Here is a 21685-nt window from a genome sequence, read left to right as displayed (position 1 = left end):
TGATAATCAGGGAGTGTAGAAATGCATTCCTTGATTGCGTATCAAAAACAAATTATGGAGGTATATGAATTATGAATTATGGATGTCAGAGTATGGTAAAGAAAATCGATACGATTATGATTAAACGCCCGGACGCTGCTTTTGTCAGCCAGGAAAATCTAAACGCGACTTGGGAAAAATTTAAATATTACGGCTGCCCTGATTATGAGAAAGTATTAGAAGAATACGCGGAGTTTGAAAAAATCATCAAGGACAACGTAGAAAATGTATACTACCTGCCTTATGATGAGAGGACGGGTCTCGATTCCATCTATACCCACGACTCTCTGAAGGTGACCAGCAAAGGCGCTATCTATTTTCCGATGGGCAAAGAGTTGAGAAGCAAAGAACGCCTGGCGACAGAAGAATTTCTCACAGCTAACGGAGTACCGACTCTCGGATATATCTCCGCTCCTGGAAAGATGGAAGGCGGCGACGTTCTCTGGATTGACGAAAAGACTGTGGCGATCGGACGCGGTTACAGAACTAATGATGAAGGAATCAGACAGTTTAAAGAATTGACGAAGGATTTTATCGACGAATACATTGTCGTGCCGATGCCTCATGGAGACGGAGAAGAAGCCTGCCTGCACTTGATGAGCATCATCAGCTTTGTGGATACTGATAAGGCGGTAGTCTATTCTAAATACATGCCGGTATTTTTCAGAGAATACTTGATCGACAGAGGTATTCAGCTGATTGAGTGCAACGATGATGAATATGATTACCTAGGCACCAACTTATTGGCGTTGGAACCCGGAAAGTGCATTTTGATCGAGGGCTGTCCCGACATCCAAAAGAAAATCGAGGATGCTGGTGTTATCGTATATACATATGAAGGAAAAGAACTCTCATATAGGGGAACTGGCGGACCGACCTGCCTGACTTGTCCTGTGTGCAGAAAATAAGAATACGAGGTAATGCGATGAAAAACCACGACATCGATTTTGCCGTATTGGGCGGCAGAATTAAGGAAATACTTTATGAATATGTCAAAATTCAAAGCTTTACAAATACAGAAAAAGAAAGAGAAATAGAAAACTTTTTCGAAAATCATTTTAACCAAGTTACCTATTTCAGAGAACATCATGAATTCTGGGGAACCTATCCCCTTGAAAATGATCCTCTCAAAAGAAATGTATGCTGGGCCATGGTAAAGGGAAAAGGGAAAAGAACAGTAACTCTCGTTCATCATTACGATATCGTGGATATCGAAGATTTTAAAACACTTAAATCGTTCGCCTTTTCCCCTGACCAGCTCAGGAAAGAACTGCTTCTCCACAAGGATATGCTGCCTGAAGATGCACAAAAGGATCTGGAGGAAGATACTTTTTTGTTCTGCCGTGGAGGCTGCGACATGAAAGCCGGGGGCTCCATTCAGTATGCTTTATTGGAAAGCTACAGCGAACTTGCGGACTTTGACGGCAATGTCATCGTCATCGGCGTACCCGATGAGGAAAACCTCTCTGCAGGAATGAGGGCTGCTGCAAAGCTGCTTGCAGAATTGAAAAAGAAATATGATTTAGAATATATCATGATGATAAACTCTGAACCTCATCAGAGAAAGGACTTTAGCAAAGGCGTTTTCTCTGAGGGAACTGTTGGCAAGATGATGCCCTTTGTATATGTGAGGGGATTTCTCTCCCATGCGGGCAAGGTTTTCGAAGGCCTCAATCCGGTATCAGTTCTGTCTGAAATCGTGACTCGTACAGAAATCAACATGGACTTTGCTGATGCAGTAAACGGGGAAGCGGCGCCCCCGCCGACCTGGCTTTACATGAAAGACAGTAAAGACCGCTACGACGTGTCCATGCCGCTGACAGCACGCGGCTGCTTCAGCGTTCTCACCTTGAAGCAGACGCCTTCTGAGCTGCTGTCTGAGGTGAAGAGAGTCTGCCAGGAGGGATTCAGCACAGTCATCGACAGGATGAACCGCAATTATGCTGCCTTCTGCCAGAAGACAGGGCAGACGGTGAAACCACTGCCATGGTCTGCCAAAGTGGTCAACTTTAAGGAGCTGTACGAAGAGGCGAAGGCAAACGGCGGAGAGTCCCTTGTCAGAGAATACGAGACAGCGTTGCAGGAAATTCTCAAAGACATGGAAGCCGGTAAAATCAATATGATAGAGGGGAACTTCTGTCTCATTGAAAAAATCTACGACTATATTGAGGATATTTCGCCGAGGGTGGTCTACGGCTTGCTGCCTCCATACTATCCTAACGTGTCAAACATCTATTTTGATGGTATCGCGCCGGCAGCGCGCGGCATGAGTGAAAAGCTGTCAGTCTATGCGCAGGAAGTATATCATCAGGAATACACCAAAGAATACTTCTATACCGGCATCTGCGACTTGAGCTACATTAATATAGACGACCCACAGAAGCAGAGGGCTTCTGTGGCCGATTCCATGCCGCTGCTGGGTCAATACTACGATATCCCATTTGAGGAAATCAAAGAGATCTCCATGGCGGGCATCAACATCGGGCCGTGGGGCAAGGACTTCCACAAGCTGACAGAGAGAGTCTACAAAGAAGACCTCTACGAGAGAACGCCTCATATACTGGATGCGGCGATCAAAATGCTGCTGAAAGGAGAAGACAACTAAAATAAAAGTACATTGATATCAAAGAGATTGTTGCACAAAGCCAGGTGAACTGCCCTTAAAGACCAGATGGATCAGCCTAAACGGCGTAAACGTCTATTTTTGGAGACCGTTACGCCGTTTTTTTGCTGATGAAAACGATTTTAATCGAAGCAATTTACTATACTATACACATTAGAAAAATAATGAATGATACCTTTAGAGGATGACATTCTAGAAGTAAAATACCGTCCATAAATCCTGAGATTCTATTAAAAACGATGAATTTGACTCCTGAATCTAATTTCAAACGGCGTAAAGCACTTAAAAAACAATGCTTTGCGCCGTTCTTTCGTTAATGGGACAGCTCCTTTTTTGCTGCTGCGTTCAAATTGTATAAAATGTACCCAATATAAATGTTGAAATTTCAAGATTTGTCTTAAATGTATTCAATAACTAGAAAACTGCTGGCGTCTGCATAAGTTGCTACTTGCTATTACTGTTGCAAATCAGCCGTTTCGGACTTTTGTTTTCATCTTGGCACGAGGATTGCTATTAGTATTAGTAGTTCACCAACGAGGAGGTCGAGATGAAAAGAGAAATCAGTGTAATGGGCATCCAGATAGGGATGACCGAGGACAAACACGACAACTTGAGACGGGCTTTGGAGTTAATTGAAGAGGGTTTTGAAAGATACAAGAAGATTGACGTAATCTGCCTGCCGGAGCTTTACTATTCCAATCCGACAAAAGAGAATCGCAGCTATATTGGCGAAGTGCTGGATTCAGAGTTTTTTAACGAGTTTTCCAAATGTGCAAAAAAGCATCATGTGAATATCATCACCGGAAGTTATCCCCTGATAAAAGGGGATAAGCTGCTGAATACCTGTCTGTGCATTGACAGAGAGGGACAGTTGATTGGTGACTACAGCAAAACGCATCTTTTTGATGCCTTTACATCAAAGGAGTCGGACACTGTAGATGCTGGGGCGGATATTGGCATTGTTGATTTTGATTTTGGAAAAGCTGGAATCGCTATCTGCTACGAGCTGCGTTTTCCGGACTACTTACGTACGCTTGCGCTAAAGGGCATCGAGGTGCTGTTTGTGCCATCCGCCTTCTATACGCCGCGCCACGATCAATGGGACGTTTTGGTGCAGTCTGCGGCCCTTGACAATCTGCTCTATGTGGTAGCACTGAACCAATATAACGAACACTTTTTTGGACGAAGCTGCATTGCTGACCCTTGCGGTCTGATAGTTTCGAAGGTTTCGGACCAGGAAGGCATTATGTACGGCATCTTGGATATGAACTATCAGCAGACGGTCAGAAGCCAGGTGCCGACCTACCAAAACAGGCGGCCTGAACTCTATGAAGTGAAGTAAAGGAGGCATAAAATGAGGCTAAAAAACCTGAGCTGGAAACAATTTAAAGAGCTGGATAAAGAAAAACCGGTTATCATACCCACAGGCGCGATTGAGGTTTACGGACCCCATCTGCCCATGGGCGGCGACGCCATCGTGGCCGACAAAGTAGCGGACATGGTCGGCGAGAAACTGGATCTTCTAGTGACACCAACCATTGAGATGGGAGACTCCCTTTCACTGCTGACCCCGGAATTTCCCGGTACGATGGTCATAAAACCGGAGCATTTTAAGGGTTATCTGGAGGATGTCTGCCTGAGTCTGATACGCTGGGACTTTAAGAAACTCTTCTTCCTCAATACTCATGTCAGCAATGTCTTTATGATTACACAGCTGGGCTGGGAGTTGGAAGACAAGTACCAGATTCGCTGTGCATCTATGGATTGGTGGCGGTTTATTCAGCCCTACTGTGAAGGGGTGTGCGAATATAGCGGCATGATGGCTCATGGCCATGCCAGCGAAGCGGGCACTTCAGTGCTGAAGTATCTGACCCCTGAGCTGGTCCACGACGAAGAAGCTGTTTACACTGCGGAACTCTTTGAAGACAAGTTTCCGGAATTTAAGCAGTATATTAAATTTGATAAATATACGGACACGGGCACGTTGGGCGATGGGACAAAGGGAACTGCTGAAAAGGGAAAAATCATTGTTGAGCGCAGCGTCGATAGAATCGTTCAATTTATAGAAGAATATTACAGGTAAGATGGAGGCTGACAGATGAATATTATAAACACCAAAGTAAGGCGGCTGGACAAAACTTTGATAGACCGGTTTAAAAAGATCAGTCCTAGTGAACTGGGACATGCCCTGGAATTCGGCTTTATGAATAACGACATTGTTCCCTTGAATAAGGAAAAGTGCATGTACGTTGTAGGTACGGCAATTACCGCACGCATTCCAGCTACAGATTCGACCATGGTATATAAAGCCATGACTTATTCTAAGCCGGGGGACGTACTGGTTATTGACATGCAGGGAGAGAAGCGCCACGCCTGTTGGGGAGAAATGACCACCCTGACAGCAAAACGTTTCGGTTTAGCGGCTGTCGTTGTGGACGGACCGAATACAGATTCAGAAGAAATCAAAGCCTGCGGATTCCCCGTGTTCTCTAAAGGGCAGTCCAATCTGACAACGAAGATTTGCGGGTTCAAAGGTGACGTCAATGTGCCAATTTGCTGCGGCGGCACGGTGGTCTGCCCCGGTGATTTAATTTTGGCCAATGGCGACGGTATCGTTGTCATTCCCTATGACTTTGCTGATAAGCTGATTTTGCTGGCTGAAACCTATGAGCAATACAACGAAATTGACAAGGCGGGATTTGAAAGGAATCTTCCTTTGACAGAAATCATGTCTTTTGAAAAGAAGATTGCAAAGATGAATGATGTATATTACCTTGAATAGGGGAGGAACTAAAATGGAAAATACAAAAGAAAAGAAAGTTTCTGTAGCCATGGCGGCGGTAGCGATGATTGCTTTAGCCCTGGTGCTGATAGGCGGATTCATCGTCCTGCAGATTTCTACCCATGTGGTTTTTCTGCTGGCAATCCTGGCAATGGGCATCATTGCATTAATCAGTGGATTTACCAAAGAGGACTTACAGGATTTCTTCATAGAAGGCTGTAAAAATGCAGTATTAGTCGCCTTGATTCTGATGACAGTAGGAACGGTAATTGGTTCCTGGATTGTATCGGGAATTGTGCCGACAATTATCTATTATGGCTTGGAAATTCTGTCGCCAAAGGTATTTTTAGTAGTAGGTTTTTTTATCTGCTGTATCATTTCCTTCTTTGTAGGCAGCTCTTATTCAGCCATTGCGACTCTGGGGGTCGCTTTTATGGGAATCGGTCTGGGGCTGCATATTAATCCCGGTTTGACGGCGGGAATGGTGGTGTCGGGGGCAATCTTCGGTGATAAGATGTCGCCTTTCTCTGATACGACGAATTTAGCGCCTGCAGTTGCGGGAACAGATATTTTTAAGCATATCAACTCCATGCTCTACACGACAGTGCCTGCAACAGTTATTGCTGCTATTATCTACACCGTCATCGGCATCCAAATCGGCGGTGCAGCCATGGATACATCAGCTATTGACGCAATTAACGATACATTGCGTATGCATTTTAATATTAATCCGTTGCTTCTCATCGTACCGCTACTTACGATTGTTCTGGCAATTAAGAAGATGCCGCCGCTGATTGCCTTGCTTCTGGGTGCTGTTGCTGGAACTGTTGCAGCCTTTATTTTTCAGATGGGACACTACGATTATCAGGTAATTCTCAATGCATTAGGCAATGGGTTTTCCCTGGAAAGCGGCAACGCAGACGTGGATCGGCTTCTGAATAGAGGAGGTATTATGGGGATGATGAGTACATCTTCGCTAGCGCTGCTGGCTCTGGGACTGGGCGAAATTCTGCAGAGAATGGGCGTGTTATCTGTTATTCTCAGCAAAATGGAAATCTTTATCAGGAGTCCAAGGTCGTTGGTGCTGACGACTCTTGCGACCTGTTTGGTCACAACCGTGTTGACAGCTAGTCAGTATATTGCAATTCTGCTGCCTGGACAAGTGATGAAAGAAGCTTATACCAAGCAGGGCGTGGAGAAAAGAGTTCTGTCACGAACATTGGAGGACGGCGGGACCATATTTACTTTCCTAATTCCGTGGTCTACTACCGGTATTTTTGTTTCCGGGGTGCTGGGTGTGGAGGTCTTACAATACGCACCTTATGCGTTTCTGGCAATTCTCTGTCCATTAATCGCTATCTTTTATGCTTGCACTGGGATTGCCATCTTTAAAGAAAAAACAGCAGTCAAAGAAAAGGCTGTATGAAAAAAACATACGGGACGGCCGTCAGAAACTTTCCCTGGCGGCCGTCTTTGTTGTATAATGGTTCCACGATCTTACGATTTCATCGCAGGGAAGGGACCATTGAATCACGACATCCGATTGTAATTATATAAGAAAAGTGTGGAAAGGGAAAAACGATGAAGAGAATTATGGTAGTAGCGCTATACAAGGGAATCAGCGAGTATTATTGTGAATATCTGAAGGGAATATTTGAAGGTTTAGCGGAAATAGAAAATTATTATATTGAAAACAATTCTCAGGAGCTGAATTTTGATGGCGATTTGATTGTGACTTCCTCTAACATTTTATACGAGCACGTGAAGCGGCTGAACAGACACCAGGTAGAGACGATCGTTATGAGGCGAACCTTTACAAAAGAAGGATTTGAGAAGTTAAAACGAATCGACAAGGAACGTGAAATTTTCTTTGTCAGTAATTTTCATGAAATTGCTGTGGAGTGTGTGTCAAAGCTATACGAACTGGGCATTAAAAATTTGAAACTGATTCCTTACAACACGTATTCTCCTTACGATGAAGGCCCCTCTGGAATTAAGACCGCGGTGATTGCTGGAAAAACGGAGCGTATTCCTGCATTTATTAAAGAGATCATCGATATTGGTGACAGAATCATCGACCTTTCAACAATTGCGGATATCGGAGCAATATTAGGACTGTCCAGCCGAAAACTCTATCAGATATTAGATGCGTATAAAAAAGAAATCGTCTATGCTGATTATGGTATTAGCCAGATGCTCAGTGATTCCAGCGATATAAAAAAACAACTGCGAACTATCTTACACTTTACCAACGACAGCATCATTGCTACCGACCTCACAGGTTATATTACAGAATATAACGGTGCAAGTGAACGAAACTTTGGAATAAAGAAAAAGGCGGTTCTTGGAAAAAACATCAGTGAAATTTTTCCAGAAATTCACATTCAGGATATCATAGAGCGGAAAGAAGCTGTGACGAACGAACTGGTTACAATCCGCCATATTACCTACGTAATCAACAAGTATGGCATCTATAGTGACGAGGGACTGCTCGTCGGTATCGTCATTTTTGGTCAGAAGTATATGGAGCTGGAGAATGAACGAAACCAATTAAAATCAAAATTAATTCCTCGCGGCCATGTGGCCAAATACACGATGGAAAGCATTCTCGGTGACAGCAAAGTCATTCAGGATCTGAAGAAAGTCGCAGCAAAGATGGCTGGGAGCGCTAGCACAGTGTTGATAACGGGAGAAAGCGGTACAGGGAAAGAAGTCTTTGCGCAGGCGATTCACAACGGTTCTAGCAGAGCAAAGGAAGCCTTTATTGCAGTTAACTGTTCCGCACTAGCGGCTTCTTTGCTGGAATCGGAACTGTTCGGTTATGAAGAGGGGGCCTTTACCGGAGCGAAAAAGGGGGGCAAGCTGGGACTCTTTGAAATAGCAGAGAAAGGCACGATTTTTTTAGATGAAATTGGCGAAATGCCCTACGAACTGCAGGCAAAGCTGCTCCGCGTATTGATGGAACGGGAGGTCATGCGCATCGGTGGTGTCAATGTGATTAAAGTGGATGTACGTGTTATTGCTGCCACCAATAAAAATCTGCTGCAGCTAGCCTGCGAAGGGCTATTTCGTGAGGATTTGTATTATCGAATTAACGTGTTGCCCTTGCCATTGCCGCCCCTAAGAGAGAGGAAAGAGGATATTCCCCTTTTAGTCGAGGCTTTTCTGCAGGATTTTGGCGGGGAAAAGCAATTAACGCCGAAAATTCTCAAGGTGCTCAAGGCTTATTCCTGGCCGGGGAATATTCGCGAATTGCACAATTGTATTGAATACATGTACCAGCTCTCTGATGAAAAGATTATGCTGAAAGACGTACCGGAGCATATTCGTGACTTTGGAGCAGTTAACCCGAGGATTGACTTCTCCTTAGACAAAAGAAAGGAGACGGTGCTTGCAGCTGTGGCAAAATTTAATAGCGACGGTCAGCCGGCAGGACGAAAAAATCTCCATGACAACCTGCTGACAAATGGTTGCAAAATTGCAGAACAGGATATCCGTTTTATATTGAAGAATTTAGAAGGGATGGGACTAGTGGAAGTCAATAAAGGCCGCCGGGGCACAGAGATTACAGCAGCAGGCTTACAGTACTTGAAACGCAGAAGACTATAAAAGGGAAACGGGTTTGGGCTGCCAACAATATTAAACCACTGTATAATAACTTTAATAAATTATAATTGTGGGTGGTATAGATCATATGGTTCATCTTTACAGAGACACCCTAGACTTTCATACGGTGTGGGCTAACGGCAATTTTGCTGAGTTTGAGACGGCAAGCGCCCTCTTTTGCCGATGTGGATGCAGAATATGCGCGACTATCAAAGTCGAGTGTAAACTTCAGAAGGAGAACCTATGACTTTCTTTTTCGGCATCCGCAACTTTTATGTTGCACCCGGAGGGAAACTTGCTTGAAATCGGCAGCACCAGTAAAGCATAGATTAGAAGTTTGCTGATCTGAGGTGCGTCCGGTAAATTAAAAATTATCAGGTAGACACGGCGTGTCTAATCATGGCAAAAAATACTTTTCTCACTTCTTTTCGTGGATAGGTGTAGTAACATTTACTATTTTTATTGTGCTAGAAACTTCGGGGTTGGCCGATAGTGGGACTGCAGAAGCGATAGCATCCTTTTGCTGTGGTGGATCTTTCGGTATACTGATTATAGCAGTAATATATACGAACCGGTATTTATATAAGTTTAAAGCCTCTAAAAAAAGATTACTTCAGCATAAGTAAACAGTAGGCCTATTACCAGAATTAGCCAATAAACCGCAGAAAACACAAAAAGCGTAAAGATAGGGTTTCTATACTCTGCCTTTACGCTTTCTGTTATTTGGTGTAAATAAACACGTGTTACATCTTACTGTAAGCCACAGCAATTTTTGCCGCCTCTTTTGCATTGTGATAGGCTAGCTGCAGGTTAGAAGCCAGGGACACGCCGTCTGTAAATTCTTTAATGTGAGCGAGAAGGAACGGTGTCGTCGCTTTGCCGTGGATGCCTTCTTCCTGGGCGGCTTTCAGCGCCTTATTGATAACCGCTTCCATTTCATCGTAGTCCAGTTCGTATTCTTTTGGAATCGGGTTGGCAATCACGGAGCCGCCTTTCAGACCCAGATCCCATTTGGCCTTCATAACTTTTGCTACAGTTTCTTCGTCAGGGGCATTGTAGTCCACGCTGTAGCCGCTCTTCCTGCAGTAGAAGGCAGGGAAGTCATCTGTCCTCAGACCGATGACAGGCACACCCATGGTCTCTAAGTATTCTAGCGTCAGACCGATGTCTAAGAGACTTTTCGCGCCGGCGCAGATAACTGCTACTGGTGTATTTGCCAGTTCCTGCAGATCGGCAGAGATATCCATGGTGGTTTCCGCTCCGCGGTGAACGCCGCCGATGCCGCCTGTAGCGAAGAAGCGGATGCCCGCCATTTCTGCCAGCATCATGGTGGTTGCTACGGTGGTGGCGCCAGTCTGGCCCGTTGCCAGACAGATCGCTACATCTCGGCGGCTGACCTTGGCGACGTTTTCTGCCCGGCACATGATTTCCAGTTCTTCTGCTGTCAGACCCACCCGTAGTTTTCCGCCGATGATTGCAGTGGTTGCCGGAATGGCGCCTTCTGCACGGATGATCTCCTCAACTTTATGAGAAAACTCCAGATTTTCCGGGTAGGGCATGCCGTGGGAAAGAATGGTGGACTCCAGTGCTACCACCGGTCTTTTTGCTTCCAGAGCAGCTTTCACTTCTTCCGTGATACATAAATATTCGTTCATTTCATTTACCTCTCTTTATATATTTTGTAAAATAGTCTCTTTTAGCAGTGATTCAGACATCTGTGGATTGATGGTCTGCTCACTGAGTATGGCCAGCGTCGAAACGGTCATAGCGGCCGTCAGGGTCTCATCGATATTGAGATCGTGCAAGTAGGCATAGAGAAGTCCTCCCAGGAAAGCATCGCCAGCGCCTGTTGCGTTGGCAATCTGATCCAAAGGCCGTGGCTGACGATGTTTTGCTGTACCTGAATGATCCCGGTAATAGACCCCGTTTTTGCCCAGACTGATAAAGACACGTCTGACTCCACAGTCGATGATGCGGTCTGCAGCCTCCTGCAGGTCGCCGAAGGTGCGAATCTTCACACCTGACAACACTTCCGCTTCCAGCAGGTTGGGCTTCAGCGTATGGATGCCTTCAAGGCGGCCGACCAGTTTTTCGGCATAGGTGGTGGATACAGGATCAGCAAAGACGGCCGTTTTGCTGCAGTATGTCTGAAGGAGATAGTTGATGGTCTCTTGAGGAAGACCAGTATCAAAGGTGATCGCTGCCGCATTTTCCAGCAATTCACCTTTTTGCTTCAGATGAGCCGGCGAAAGACTTTGCAGTACATTCATGTCCGATACTGCGATATTCATCTCACCATCTGGCTCGTGAATCGACATATAGGTGGAGCTGATCTGTCCGGGAAAAGCAAAGAAATGTTCTGTAGACAGACCCGCACTTTCGCAGGCCGTGCGAATCAGCGTGCCAAAATAATCATCTCCCGTCGCGGTGATGAAATTGACTGGAAGACCCAGGCGGCATGCATTTTCGCTGGCGTTATGGGTTGCGCCGCCGATGGAAATTTTGATCTGTCCCGGATTGGAGTCCTCGGATACCAGAGACCTTTTGCTCCGTCCCATGACATCCACATTGACAGCGCCCACGCCGACGACGTAAGGTTTTGCGTTCATATAAAATCCTCCTGTACAGGCGGCCGATGGGGCGCCTTTCTTGTCCTTAGTATAGCAAAGAGGATTGCGAAAAAATAGGACATATGGCATAATGAGAACAGAAAGATAGGAAGGGGCAAAAGAGATGAAGATCAACGATGAGATGGTGAGACGGCAGTATATTGCGAAATATCCCATTCAACAGTTGTTTTCCGCGCCGATAGAAGAGTTTCTGGAAGTACATGTCTTTGAAAAAGGGGAATACATCTGTGAAGAATTGATGCCTCCTGAACGGCTGTATTTTCTGGTAAAAGGGAAGGTGAAACTGTATATGATTCATCAGGACGGCAATGTTTCTCTCGCTCAATATTACGAGGCAGGAGACATCCTGGGAGAACTGGAATTTCTCGGTATCCGCACCCAGTCTCAATCCATCCAGGCTGTAGAACCGTCCGTCTGCCTGGCATTGTCTTTTCAAGAGCACGGCAGTTTGATTCTTTCTGATGCAGTGTTCCTGCGAAATCTGAGCAAGCTGATTGCAGAAAAAATGCTCCGCAGTGTGAGCAAGCTTGTGGCGACACAGACTTATCCGTTGGAAAACAGAATGGCGGCCTATCTCCTTGAAAAGGAGGGGGAAGTGGGCAGAGGAAATTGGGTCAGAGTGTCTTTGACAGATCTCGCCCAGTATCTGGGAACCAGTTACCGCCATCTGTCCCGCGTCATCAAACACTTTGACGAGGCCGGCTGGATTGATAGAGAACGCGGCCGGATGCGGGTCAGCAACTACAAAGCCTTAGCGGAAAAAGTATCACTGATGCAAATAGAGTAGGAACAGAGGAGATGTAAAATGAGTATGGTCAGAGTGATGTCTGTCCAGGTTGGATGGACGCCGGATAAAGAAGATAATCTGAGACGGGCAATTGATCTCATTGAAAGGGGAATTCGGCAGTACGGCCAGGCAGATCTCATCTGTCTGCCGGAGTTTTTCTACGAAAGCCCAACATATAAAAACAGGGATACAGTTGGCGAACCTCTCGAGGGTTCTTTCTGCCAAACCTTTTCCCATTGTGCTCGGGAACACGGAGTCAACATCGTAACAGGGACCTTTCCGCAGAGGAAGGAGGGCAGGCTCTACAACACCTGCCTCGCCATAGACAGACAGGGAAATTTGGTAGGGACGTATGACAAAGTCCATCTGTTCGATGTTCCGGATCGAAAGGAATCCGACTATCTGACCGCCGGAAGAGATTTTGGCATTTTCCAGTTTGACTGCTGCAAGGTGGGCGTGGCAATCTGTTATGAGGTGCGGTTTTGTGAGTATCTGAGGACCTTGGCCTTGAAAGACATCGACCTGCTGGCGATTCCAGCCATGTTTTATAGACCGCGGCAGGATCAATGGGATCTTCTGGTCAGAGGGGCAGCGCTGAACCATCAGCTTTACGTGGCAGCTGCCAACCAGTACAACAAATATTGTTTCGGCAGAAGTCAGATTATAGATCCCTGCGGTTTGCCGCTGGCACAGGCATCAGATAAAGAGGATGTGATCTTTTCGTACATCGATAAGTCCTATCAATCTGAAATCAGAAGAGAGCTGGCCGTCTACGAGAATCGTGTGCCGCAGGTATACGACTTAAAGTGATATTGCAAAAAAAGAGTGCATGAGGTCGCGTCGCGCCTCTGCACTCATGTCGCCAGCAAGGAGCGACGCTTTGCAAGGTATGTTCTATTGACAAAGATAATGAAAACTTTATCTTACACGAGTCCAAGAAAATTTTGCAGACCGAGGCTGACGATTGTGATGCCAGCCCAGCAGCAGGCCCCCATGGTAATGGGTTTACCGCCGTTTTTAACCAGCTTGACGATGTTAGTATTCAAACCGATTGCAGCCATAGCCAGCACGATGAAAAACTTGCTCAATTCTTTGATTGGTGTAAAGAAGGCGGCTGGAACGCCAAAGTGAATGGCGACAGTAGTGATAATCGACGCACCGATAAAAAACAAAATAAAGAATGGGAAAATCTGTTTAAAATCTATTTTGTTTTCACTCTCCTCATTCCTCGCACGCAGGTAGCCTAGCAGCAGGGTAATGGGAATGATGGCCAGCGTTCTGGTCAGCTTTACAGTTACGGCTTTGTCTAAGGTAGCTGACCCCAGGTTCCACATACTGTCCCAGGTCGCAGCAGTGGCTGTGACGGACGAAGTGTCATTGACAGCAGTTCCGGCAAAGATGCCGAAGGCTTCACCTGATCCGGTGTCGAAGCCGACTAGCTTTCCAAAAGTGGGAAAGAGCAGGGCAGCCAGGACATTAAAAAAGAAGATGACTGAAATCGCCTGGGCCACCTCCTCTTCGTCGGCTTCAATGACGGGAGCTGTCGCTGCGATAGCAGATCCGCCGCAGATGGAGGAACCGACGCCGATCAAGGCAGAGGTTTTTGTGGGAATCTTCATCGCCTTATGAAGAATATAAGCGATAAGCAGCGAAATTGATATCGTGCATATGATAATCGGCAGAGATTGTTTTCCCGTTTGGAGAACAATATTGAGGTCCATCCCGAAGCCTAATAAAATGACTGCCCATTGCAGAACTTTTTTTGATACGATTTTGATGCCTGGCTCGTATGAGGCCTTATCCTTAAAAAATAAGGCGGCAAGCATGCCGGCGAGAATGGCGATGACGGCGCCGCCGATGATTGGAAACACATCGCCTAGAAACCATGAAGGCACAGCGATGGCGAGGCAAAGTGAAATGCCTGGTCCGTTCTTTCGTAGTAAATTCATATTGTGTTTTGTTCCTTTCTAAAATTGATCGTAAGAGCATTATAAAACAACAATATGATAATGTAAAATTATAAAAAATGATAAATCAATAAAGTTTTATTATAATAAAAATAGCCATGTGATTGTCACTACCATGGCTATCCTTATTTATCTTTGGCATTACAATTTTTTTGCTATCAGCTCGTGAAAATTTTTCTTGTCTCCCGCTACAATTAAGTGCTGATCCTCCGAAAAGTAATACTCCTCTTTGTCAAGGGGCATGATTTGATCGCGGCACTTATAGGCGATGACATTAACGTGGTATTTTTTTCTTACATTGATCTCAGTCAGCGAACGGCCAATCCAAGATTTTGGGGCGGCTATCTCAAAGATACCATAATGCTTGCTCAGCTCAATATAGTCAAAGGCATTTTGAGCGCTGTACTTCATAGCCGTTCTAATCGCCATATCCCGTTCTGGATAGATGACGTCGTCGGCCCCATTCTGTAAAAGAAACTTAGCGTGAAGATCTTGATTGACCTTTGTTACCACCTTGTGAGCGCCTAATTCCTTTAAGGTCATGGTGATGACCAATGACGATTCCAGGTCGTTGCTGATGCAGACGAAACATAGATCAAAGTTGGCAACACCTAAGTCCTTGAGTACTATTTCATCTGTACAATCGCCGATTTGGGCTGACGTCACATAAGGCGCTATTTTGTTTACTACCGCTTCGTTTTTATCGATAACCATCAGTTCATTGCCTAAATCTGCCAGGCTCGTTGCCAGATGGCGGCCGAAACGTCCAAGGCCGATAATTAATATGGAACGCATTTTATTCTCTCCTTTATATCATTAACCGATTGTGATCTTCTCTTCCGGATAACTGATCTTCGGTATAATCTTTCTTCTGGCGATAGCCATAGCGACTGCGATACTGCCAAGTCTGCCGCAATACATCAGAATGATGAGGCAAAGCTTTGAAAAGGTGCCCAAATCAGAGGTAATTCCCATCGTCAGCCCCACCGTTCCCATGGCTGACAACGACTCAAAGAGACAGCTTTCCGCGGTAATCGCCGGATTTGCAACTAACAGGCAGAACGTGCATAACAAGACTGCCATGACGTAAGAGGCAATGCTGGAGAACGCTTTTCGCTGCGCTTCAGCAGGCAGTCTGCGCCGAAAGATGCTCAAATCCTGATAATGCTTTGCATAAGAGTACATGGAAAGCAACAATGTCGCAAAGGTGGTCAGTTTGATACCACCGCCTGTAGATCCGGGACCGGCTCCCACAAACATCAAAAACATGGTCAAAAATCTGCCGGCAGTAGACATATCTGCGTAATCCACAGAAGCAAAGCCTGCCGTTCTCGGTGAAACAGATGCGAAGAATGAATTGAGAATCTTTTCATCCGTTGGCATCTGTCCAAAGGAGTTAGGCCCTTCTATAAAATAGAAGGCCACAGCGCCCAGCAAAATCATCAAGAAGGTAAAGCACAACATGATCTTGGAGTGAAGGGCGTATTTCCTAAAGTGAAATTTGTGATCCACAATGTCACCCCAGACGATGAAGCCAATGCCGCCAGTGGCAATCAGTGTCATGACGGTGATGAGCAGAACCGGATCATCTGAAAAACGTGTCAGAGAACTTCCGGGATCAAATCTTCCAAGTAAATCAAACCCGGCGTTGCAGAAAGAGGATACGGAATGAAAGATGCCGTACCATAACCCTTGCCAAAATCCCACCTTGGGAATGAATTTGAAGGAAATAATTAATGCTCCCAGTCCTTCAAAAAATAAAGTACCAAAGAGCATTCTCCTTATGGTTTTTACTACGCCTCCAATATGGAGTGTGCCTATGGATTCCATCAAAAGGGAACGCTGAAATATGGTGATCTTGCTTCCAATCAGGAAGGAAAAGGTCATCGCCATACCCATAAATCCAAGGCCGCCAATTTGTATGAGCAGTATGATTATGAATTGTCCTAAAAAGTTGAACTGTGTATACGTGTCATAAACTGCCAGTCCGGTTACACATGTGGCCGACGTCGATGTAAACAAGCCGTTGATAAAGGGAATGCTTTCTCCGCTCTTATTGCACAGGGGCGAAGAGAGCATGAAGCTTCCGATTAAGATAATCAGGCCGAAACCGATTGCCAGAATTTGAACCGGAAATAATCTTATGTGTCTTGACATAAGTACCTCCGAATTTCTGTATGAATTGTTGTATTCACCCTATTATAGAATATTTTTTTGTAATGTCAATATATTGCATCAAAACTCCTAAATTTGCGTAATAGTAAGAAAATTTGTCCTGCTTTTTCACCTCGATCAGACCCGCGTCGACAAGTTTTTTGACGTGCTGAGAAATGGTGGCCTGGGCATAATCGAAGTTGGCTACTAAATCTTTGTTACATACTGTTTCCATTGACTTATTACATTGCATAATATATCTGAAGAGTTTCAAGCGGACAGGGTGGGCCAGGGCATCAGAAACTCTTGCAATCAATTCTATGTCTTTTTCTTCGAATAATTCTTGATCTTTTCTTATTCTCATAGTATTCCTCCCATTACAATAAATAGTCAAATACCAATATACAATAAATTTGTCATTTTTTCAATGAAAATGTAGATGCAAAAAAATTTGCATATAACGAAGAAATAGTGTAAAATAGAATTTGGTATACAAACAAAGACTTGGTGCAGAACCATCAGGAGGTACAAGCAATTGGATGCAGAAGGATATAAGAAAATCATTGAAGAATTGATCAAACTAATCGACGCAGGTGTATATGTAGTGGACCAAGATGGTATCGGTATGTTTTATAACGGGGCCATGGCGGATATGGAGCAGATCAACATAGAAGACGTAGTAGGGAAAGAGTTTCACAAGGCCTTTCCAGGCGTAAAATTAGCTGAAAGCACCATGTATCAGGCGCTCAAAAAAAACGTCGCTACCAAGAACAAGCAGCAGTCCTATAAGAACTTGTACGGTAAAGAAATTACCACAATTAACAGTACTGTACCTGTTGTAGAGGGCGGCAGGACTATTGCGGCAGTGGAGGTAGCAAAGGACATCACAAATATCCGGTCTATGAGCGACACGATTTTAAAACTGCAGGAAAAGAAAATAGAACCTCATAAAGTAAAGCCGAAAATCAGACAGTACACCTTTGATAATATAATAGGTAACAACCCCCAGTTTGTCTCCGTTTTGGAGCGAGCAAAGCGGGCCGCTGACAACGACGCTTCCGTCTTCATTTATGGTGAGACGGGAACTGGAAAAGAGCTGTTTGCACAGAGCATTCATTACGCCAGCAGAAGGCAGAACAAGCCTTTTCTCGCGCAGAACTGCGCAGCTCTGCCGGAATCATTACTGGAAGGTATATTGTTCGGGACATCAAAGGGGGGCTTTACTGGCGCGGTAGATCGTGCAGGCCTGTTTGAACAGGCAAACGGAGGTACTCTCTTACTGGATGAGATTAGCGCCATGCCTTATGAGCTGCAAAGTAAGCTTCTTCGCGTGCTGCAGGAGGATTATATCCGGCGTGTAGGCGGTACAACGGATATTCCCATCGATGTGAGAATCATCGGTACAGTGAATGAATTTCCGGAAAAATTGATTGACGAAGGAAAGCTGCGGAAGGACCTCTATTATCGCTTAAACGTTGTAAGCATTGCAATTCCACCTTTACGGAGCAGACTGGACGATATTCCGCTTCTAACAGAGAAGCTTTTGGAAAAACACAATGAACGGTTTGGAAAAGAAGTTTGGATGGTGTCTGAGGGAGCGATGGACAGGCTCTGCGAGTATGATTACCCTGGAAATGTCAGGGAATTGGAAAATGTCATCATGCAGTCTGTCGCAATGGCAGATACAGAACACGTATTGACGGAGAAATTACTGCAGATGCCAATGCAGGTAAAAGCCATTGGTGCAGACGTTGAAAAATGGGACAGGAAAGGACCTCTGGACCAGTATTTGGCCAACTTAGAAAAGGAAATCATTCGTGAAGTCATGATTACAGAGGGGGGGAATATTTCTAAAACTGCAGAAGTTCTCAAGATAAAGAGGCAAACGCTGCAGCATAAGCTAAAAAAGTACGGAATTAAAGATTAAATGCAAATATTTTGGCACATAAAATGCAAATAATTTTGCGTTTAAGCCATGCCAGAATTTGCATTCTAAAAAGTTATGTGATTACTTTTTGGTTATCTAGTGAATTTTACCAAAAAATGGACTAAAAGTTAGCGTTTTTCTATTAAAAACTGGGAATTTAAGTATGTTGTATACAGGAAAAGCGTTGGCATGGAAGTTGCTTTATATATGAGCATCGCGTGAAAGCCACGCAGAATTTAAAACTAATGGTTAATGTTTATTAATTTTTATGTAAAAAGGAGAGAAAACTTATGGAAAATGTAAAAGTAATTATTTGGGGACTTGGCGCAATGGGCGGCGGAGTTGCAGACATGCTTCTGACTAAGAAAGGTGTTGACATTGTCGGCGTTGCTGGAAGAGGCAAGAAAATTGGCACTTCCATGTATGACTACATAAAGACTGAAAAAGGCGACAGAGAAGACGTTTTAATTCAGGCTGCTGAAGATGTAATCAAACCAGGTGCTGCTGACATCGTTATCCTTTGCACAGACTCCTTCACAAAGAACGCATTCCCTAGACTGAAGTTCATCATGGAACAGGGTATCAACGTAATCACTTCTGCTGAAGAGATGGCTTACCCTGCTGCACAGAACCCGGATCTGGCTGAAGAATTAGACAAGATTGCAAAAGCAAACGGCGTATCTTGCCTTGGAACTGGTATCAACCCAGGACACATCATGGATCTGTTAGTATTAGTTATGACAGGATGCATGACAGACGTGAAACACATCCTTTCAAGAAGAGTTAACTCACTGTCACCGTTCGGACCAGCTGTAATGGAAGAACAGGGAATCGGCATCAGCGTTGATGAATTCATGAAGAGAAAAGCTGACGGATCTATGGCTGGACACGTTGGATTTGCTGAATCCGTAGGCATGATGGCTGAAGGTCTTGGCCTTTGCGTTGAAGATTTCTCCCAGGATATGAATCCGATTGCAACAGATGTTGACAGAAAATCCCCTTATGGATTTGCTGCTGCAGGATCATGCGCAGGCGTTTCCATGACTGCAGACGCTAAACTTTGCAATGGTATGGAAATCCGTATGGAGCATCCACAGCAGATCGAACCAGAGCAGGTTGGCGTTCAGACTGGAGACTATGTCATCATCGAAGGAACTCCAGCAGTTAACATGGTTAACAGCCCAGAGGTTGAAGGCGGATTGGGAACAATCGCTATGTGTGCAAACATGATTCCGCAGGTTATCAACGCAGAACCAGGACTTCACACTATGATTACTCTTCCTATTCCAAGAGCTTTAATGGGTGACGTAAGAGACAGAATCTGCCCAGACAAGAAAATCGTAAAATAATAACGAACGTATTTTAAGAAGATAACAGGGCACGCTTGGTTTAGGCTGGGGGTGCCCTGCTAATCTAACCATAAAATTTGGAGGTAGAAATGGCAAAAAAAGGCGATTGGGTGCGCATTCACTCTGTAGTTTTAAAGGCTGCAGAAAGAACTGCTAAAATCCCTGAAGATACACAGAAATGTGACTTAGAAATGTGGACCAAAGGCACTCTGCAGGAAGATGCAGAAATCGGAGATGAAGTAACTGTAGTAACTGCAGCGAACCGTACTGAAAAAGGAACTCTGATCGAAGTTGGTCCTTATTATACTCATAGCTATGGCAAATTTGTCCCTGAGATCATCGAGATCGACAAGCAGCTGAGAGAGATTATGTTTGGAGGTGACAAATAATGGCATTAGCAAAAGATTACGATTCCGTAATGGCGAGATCAAATGATATCATGAAAAAGGCACTGGGACTGGACTACAACGAGTTTGAATCCGGTACCATCGCATTCGATTACGAAGCACTGATGAAATCCACTGGTTACACTTTGGAAGAGGTTGCAAAGATTCAGTCCAGAACAGCAGTAGGTAACACACCGCTGATCGAGCTGAGAAATTTATCCGCACTTTCCAGAAAGTATGCAAAGCCGGGATATGGTGCGAGAATTTTTGCAAAGGACGAAGCTGCAAACGCTTCTGGAAGCTTCAAGGCTAGAAGAGCTGCCTGTGCAGTTGCTCATGCGAAGAAGTTAGGATACAAAGGCGTTATGGCTGCAACTTCCGGCAACTATGGTGCAGCAGTTGCATCCCAGGCAGCAATGCAGGGACTGGAATGCATCATCGTACAGGAATGCTACGACTCCAAGGGAGTTGGACAGCCGGAAATCGTTGAAAAGGCAAGAAAATGCGAAGCTTACGGTGCAGAAGTTCTGCAGCTGACTGTAGGACCTGAATTATTCTACTCCTTCCTCTCCGTTTTGGAAGACACAGGATACTTCAACGCTTCCCTTTACTCACCATTCGGTATCGCAGGTGTTGAAACACTGGGATATGAAATCGCAATGCAGTGCCGTGAAATCGTCGGCAAAGATCCGGATATGGTTGTCTGCACAAACGCTGGCGGCGGTATGATGACTGGTACAGCTCGTGGACTTCTGAAAGCAGGCTGTGTTGATACACAGATGGTTTCTGCTTCTATCGACCTGACTGGATTACATATGGCTTCTGACGAACAGTTCAACAAGAAATCCTGCACAACAGGACACACTGGATTCGGTGTTCCTTACGCAACTGATCCTGACCACTCAGACGTTCCTCGTTCAGCAGCAAGACCGCTTCGTTACATGGACCGTTACGTTACAGTAAAACAGGGTGAAGTTATGTACATGACAGAAGCGCTGGCTAACCTGGAAGGTATCGAAAGAGGACCTGCAGGAAATACAGCACTTGCAGCAGCATTCTCACTGGCACAGGAACTTCCTGAAGATGCAGTTCTCGTAATCAGTGAAACGGAATACACAGGAGCTGGCAAGCACATTCAGCCACAGCTTTCCTTCGCAAGAGAGAACGGAATCGAGTTCAAATTCGGTGATCCACAGAAGGAAGACAAACCAGGTGAAAACATCGTATTCCCTAAGGACCCAAGCTTCATCAAGTGCGAAGATGCTGATATCGACCGCTTCAGAAGATCTTTGATTAACAAGGCTTGCAAGAGAGCTGGCATCACGAACCCAAGCGATTCCGATATCCAGTTCTTAGCTGAAGAAACAAAGACAAATGCAGATTTCGTAAAGAAAACTTTAGGACTTTAATACGCATAAAGGATATAAAGGAGAAA

Annotated in this window: 19 protein-coding genes; 13 read left to right on the top strand and 6 right to left on the bottom strand. The window is 45.0% G+C overall.

Annotated elements, in window-relative coordinates:
* Positions 1 to 71: 71 nt before the first annotated feature.
* The 7 genes from BN6539_RS02585 (at position 72) to BN6539_RS02555 (ending at position 9053) form a co-directional block, all read left to right on the top strand.
* On the top strand, positions 72 to 947 hold the full coding sequence (locus BN6539_RS02585; protein ID WP_067533465.1) for a dimethylarginine dimethylaminohydrolase family protein: 876 nt from the start codon (positions 72 to 74) through the stop codon (positions 945 to 947).
* 17 nt (positions 948 to 964) lie between these two features.
* Positions 965 to 2644, top strand: coding sequence for a M20/M25/M40 family metallo-hydrolase (locus BN6539_RS02580; RefSeq protein ID WP_067533462.1), 1680 nt, complete (start codon positions 965 to 967; stop codon positions 2642 to 2644).
* A 565-nt stretch (positions 2645 to 3209) separates the two neighbouring features.
* Complete coding sequence (locus BN6539_RS02575; RefSeq protein ID WP_067533459.1) at positions 3210 to 4004, top strand: carbon-nitrogen hydrolase family protein; 795 nt, start codon at positions 3210 to 3212, stop codon at positions 4002 to 4004.
* 12 nt (positions 4005 to 4016) lie between these two features.
* On the top strand, positions 4017 to 4745 hold the full coding sequence (locus BN6539_RS02570; protein ID WP_067533456.1) for a creatininase family protein: 729 nt from the start codon (positions 4017 to 4019) through the stop codon (positions 4743 to 4745).
* Positions 4746 to 4760: 15 nt separating this feature from the next.
* A complete protein-coding gene (locus BN6539_RS02565) occupies positions 4761 to 5444 on the top strand; it encodes an RraA family protein (protein WP_067533453.1) in 684 nt (227 codons plus the stop codon).
* 13 nt (positions 5445 to 5457) lie between these two features.
* Entirely contained in the window at positions 5458 to 6870 is a 1413-nt protein-coding gene (gene nhaC, locus BN6539_RS02560) for a Na+/H+ antiporter NhaC (protein WP_067533451.1), read from the top strand.
* Between the two features lie 155 nt (positions 6871 to 7025).
* On the top strand, positions 7026 to 9053 hold the full coding sequence (locus BN6539_RS02555; RefSeq protein ID WP_067533448.1) for a sigma 54-interacting transcriptional regulator: 2028 nt from the start codon (positions 7026 to 7028) through the stop codon (positions 9051 to 9053).
* A gap of 740 nt (positions 9054 to 9793) precedes the next feature.
* On the opposite strand, the gene BN6539_RS02550 is transcribed toward BN6539_RS02555, so the two are convergent.
* Positions 9794 to 10705, bottom strand: coding sequence for a pseudouridine-5'-phosphate glycosidase (locus tag BN6539_RS02550; RefSeq protein ID WP_067533446.1), 912 nt, complete (start codon positions 10703 to 10705; stop codon positions 9794 to 9796).
* Positions 10706 to 10720: 15 nt separating this feature from the next.
* Positions 10721 to 11659, bottom strand: coding sequence for a carbohydrate kinase family protein (locus tag BN6539_RS02545; RefSeq protein ID WP_067533443.1), 939 nt, complete (start codon positions 11657 to 11659; stop codon positions 10721 to 10723).
* 124 nt (positions 11660 to 11783) lie between these two features.
* Between BN6539_RS02545 and BN6539_RS02540 the strand changes: the two genes are divergently transcribed.
* Both BN6539_RS02540 and BN6539_RS02535 read left to right on the top strand, forming a co-directional pair.
* Positions 11784 to 12467: a cyclic nucleotide-binding domain-containing protein gene (locus BN6539_RS02540; protein ID WP_067533440.1), complete on the top strand. Its 684-nt coding sequence runs from the start codon at positions 11784 to 11786 to the stop codon at positions 12465 to 12467.
* A gap of 18 nt (positions 12468 to 12485) precedes the next feature.
* The gene (locus BN6539_RS02535; RefSeq protein ID WP_067533437.1) at positions 12486 to 13277 is read left to right on the top strand and encodes a nitrilase-related carbon-nitrogen hydrolase; all 792 of its coding nucleotides are present in this window, start codon (positions 12486 to 12488) and stop codon (positions 13275 to 13277) included.
* Positions 13278 to 13390: 113 nt separating this feature from the next.
* Here the strand turns inward: BN6539_RS02535 and BN6539_RS02530 are convergent, their stop codons facing one another.
* The 4 genes from BN6539_RS02530 to BN6539_RS02515 form a co-directional block, all read right to left on the bottom strand.
* Positions 13391 to 14416 (bottom strand): YeiH family protein, encoded by a 1026-nt coding sequence (locus BN6539_RS02530; protein ID WP_067533434.1) that lies wholly within the window; start codon positions 14414 to 14416, stop codon positions 13391 to 13393.
* A 159-nt stretch (positions 14417 to 14575) separates the two neighbouring features.
* Positions 14576 to 15229 carry a potassium channel family protein gene (locus tag BN6539_RS02525; RefSeq protein WP_067533430.1) on the bottom strand — a complete coding sequence of 218 codons (654 nt, stop codon included), beginning with the start codon at positions 15227 to 15229 and terminating at the stop codon, positions 14576 to 14578.
* A 21-nt stretch (positions 15230 to 15250) separates the two neighbouring features.
* A complete protein-coding gene (locus BN6539_RS02520) occupies positions 15251 to 16591 on the bottom strand; it encodes a TrkH family potassium uptake protein (protein ID WP_067533427.1) in 1341 nt (446 codons plus the stop codon).
* A 34-nt stretch (positions 16592 to 16625) separates the two neighbouring features.
* Entirely contained in the window at positions 16626 to 16952 is a 327-nt protein-coding gene (locus BN6539_RS02515) for an ArsR/SmtB family transcription factor (protein ID WP_067533424.1), read from the bottom strand.
* A gap of 171 nt (positions 16953 to 17123) precedes the next feature.
* On the opposite strand from BN6539_RS02515, the gene BN6539_RS02510 reads away from it, so the two are divergent.
* The 4 genes from BN6539_RS02510 to ortB all read left to right on the top strand — a co-directional run bounded on the left by BN6539_RS02510 (position 17124) and on the right by ortB (position 21659).
* Positions 17124 to 18515, top strand: coding sequence for a sigma-54 interaction domain-containing protein (locus tag BN6539_RS02510; RefSeq protein WP_067533421.1), 1392 nt, complete (start codon positions 17124 to 17126; stop codon positions 18513 to 18515).
* A 290-nt stretch (positions 18516 to 18805) separates the two neighbouring features.
* Positions 18806 to 19864, top strand: coding sequence for a 2,4-diaminopentanoate dehydrogenase (ord, locus tag BN6539_RS02505; protein WP_067533418.1), 1059 nt, complete (start codon positions 18806 to 18808; stop codon positions 19862 to 19864).
* A gap of 89 nt (positions 19865 to 19953) precedes the next feature.
* Positions 19954 to 20253 (top strand): 2-amino-4-oxopentanoate thiolase subunit OrtA, encoded by a 300-nt coding sequence (ortA, locus tag BN6539_RS02500; protein ID WP_067533415.1) that lies wholly within the window; start codon positions 19954 to 19956, stop codon positions 20251 to 20253.
* Complete coding sequence (gene ortB / locus BN6539_RS02495) at positions 20253 to 21659, top strand: 2-amino-4-oxopentanoate thiolase subunit OrtB (protein ID WP_067533412.1); 1407 nt, start codon at positions 20253 to 20255, stop codon at positions 21657 to 21659. The genes ortA and ortB overlap by 1 nt, the downstream gene beginning before the upstream one ends.
* Positions 21660 to 21685 lie beyond the last annotated feature (26 nt).

The sequence above is a fragment of the Emergencia timonensis genome (assembly GCF_900086585.1).
Lineage (GTDB): Bacteria > Bacillota > Clostridia > Peptostreptococcales > Anaerovoracaceae > Senimuribacter > Senimuribacter timonensis.
The sequence above is the reverse complement of the archived record's forward strand: the minus strand, read 5'-3'. Positions and strand labels throughout refer to the sequence as shown.

What these genes read in the sequence shown, in the direction of transcription:
- BN6539_RS02585 (WP_067533465.1), top strand. Translation starts at nt 72, where the DNA reads ATGAATTATGGATGTCAGAGTATGGTAAAGAAAATCGATACGATTATG.
- BN6539_RS02580 (WP_067533462.1), top strand. Translation starts at nt 965, where the DNA reads ATGAAAAACCACGACATCGATTTTGCCGTATTGGGCGGCAGAATTAAG.
- BN6539_RS02575 (WP_067533459.1), top strand. Translation starts at nt 3,210, where the DNA reads ATGAAAAGAGAAATCAGTGTAATGGGCATCCAGATAGGGATGACCGAG.
- BN6539_RS02570 (WP_067533456.1), top strand. Translation starts at nt 4,017, where the DNA reads ATGAGGCTAAAAAACCTGAGCTGGAAACAATTTAAAGAGCTGGATAAA.
- BN6539_RS02565 (WP_067533453.1), top strand. Translation starts at nt 4,761, where the DNA reads ATGAATATTATAAACACCAAAGTAAGGCGGCTGGACAAAACTTTGATA.
- nhaC (WP_067533451.1), top strand. Translation starts at nt 5,458, where the DNA reads ATGGAAAATACAAAAGAAAAGAAAGTTTCTGTAGCCATGGCGGCGGTA.
- BN6539_RS02555 (WP_067533448.1), top strand. Translation starts at nt 7,026, where the DNA reads ATGAAGAGAATTATGGTAGTAGCGCTATACAAGGGAATCAGCGAGTAT.
- BN6539_RS02550 (WP_067533446.1), bottom strand. Translation starts at nt 10,705, where the DNA reads ATGAACGAATATTTATGTATCACGGAAGAAGTGAAAGCTGCTCTGGAA.
- BN6539_RS02545 (WP_067533443.1), bottom strand. Translation starts at nt 11,659, where the DNA reads ATGAACGCAAAACCTTACGTCGTCGGCGTGGGCGCTGTCAATGTGGAT.
- BN6539_RS02540 (WP_067533440.1), top strand. Translation starts at nt 11,784, where the DNA reads ATGAAGATCAACGATGAGATGGTGAGACGGCAGTATATTGCGAAATAT.
- BN6539_RS02535 (WP_067533437.1), top strand. Translation starts at nt 12,486, where the DNA reads ATGAGTATGGTCAGAGTGATGTCTGTCCAGGTTGGATGGACGCCGGAT.
- BN6539_RS02530 (WP_067533434.1), bottom strand. Translation starts at nt 14,416, where the DNA reads ATGAATTTACTACGAAAGAACGGACCAGGCATTTCACTTTGCCTCGCC.
- BN6539_RS02525 (WP_067533430.1), bottom strand. Translation starts at nt 15,229, where the DNA reads ATGCGTTCCATATTAATTATCGGCCTTGGACGTTTCGGCCGCCATCTG.
- BN6539_RS02520 (WP_067533427.1), bottom strand. Translation starts at nt 16,591, where the DNA reads ATGTCAAGACACATAAGATTATTTCCGGTTCAAATTCTGGCAATCGGT.
- BN6539_RS02515 (WP_067533424.1), bottom strand. Translation starts at nt 16,952, where the DNA reads ATGAGAATAAGAAAAGATCAAGAATTATTCGAAGAAAAAGACATAGAA.
- ord (WP_067533418.1), top strand. Translation starts at nt 18,806, where the DNA reads ATGGAAAATGTAAAAGTAATTATTTGGGGACTTGGCGCAATGGGCGGC.
- ortA (WP_067533415.1), top strand. Translation starts at nt 19,954, where the DNA reads ATGGCAAAAAAAGGCGATTGGGTGCGCATTCACTCTGTAGTTTTAAAG.
- ortB (WP_067533412.1), top strand. Translation starts at nt 20,253, where the DNA reads ATGGCATTAGCAAAAGATTACGATTCCGTAATGGCGAGATCAAATGAT.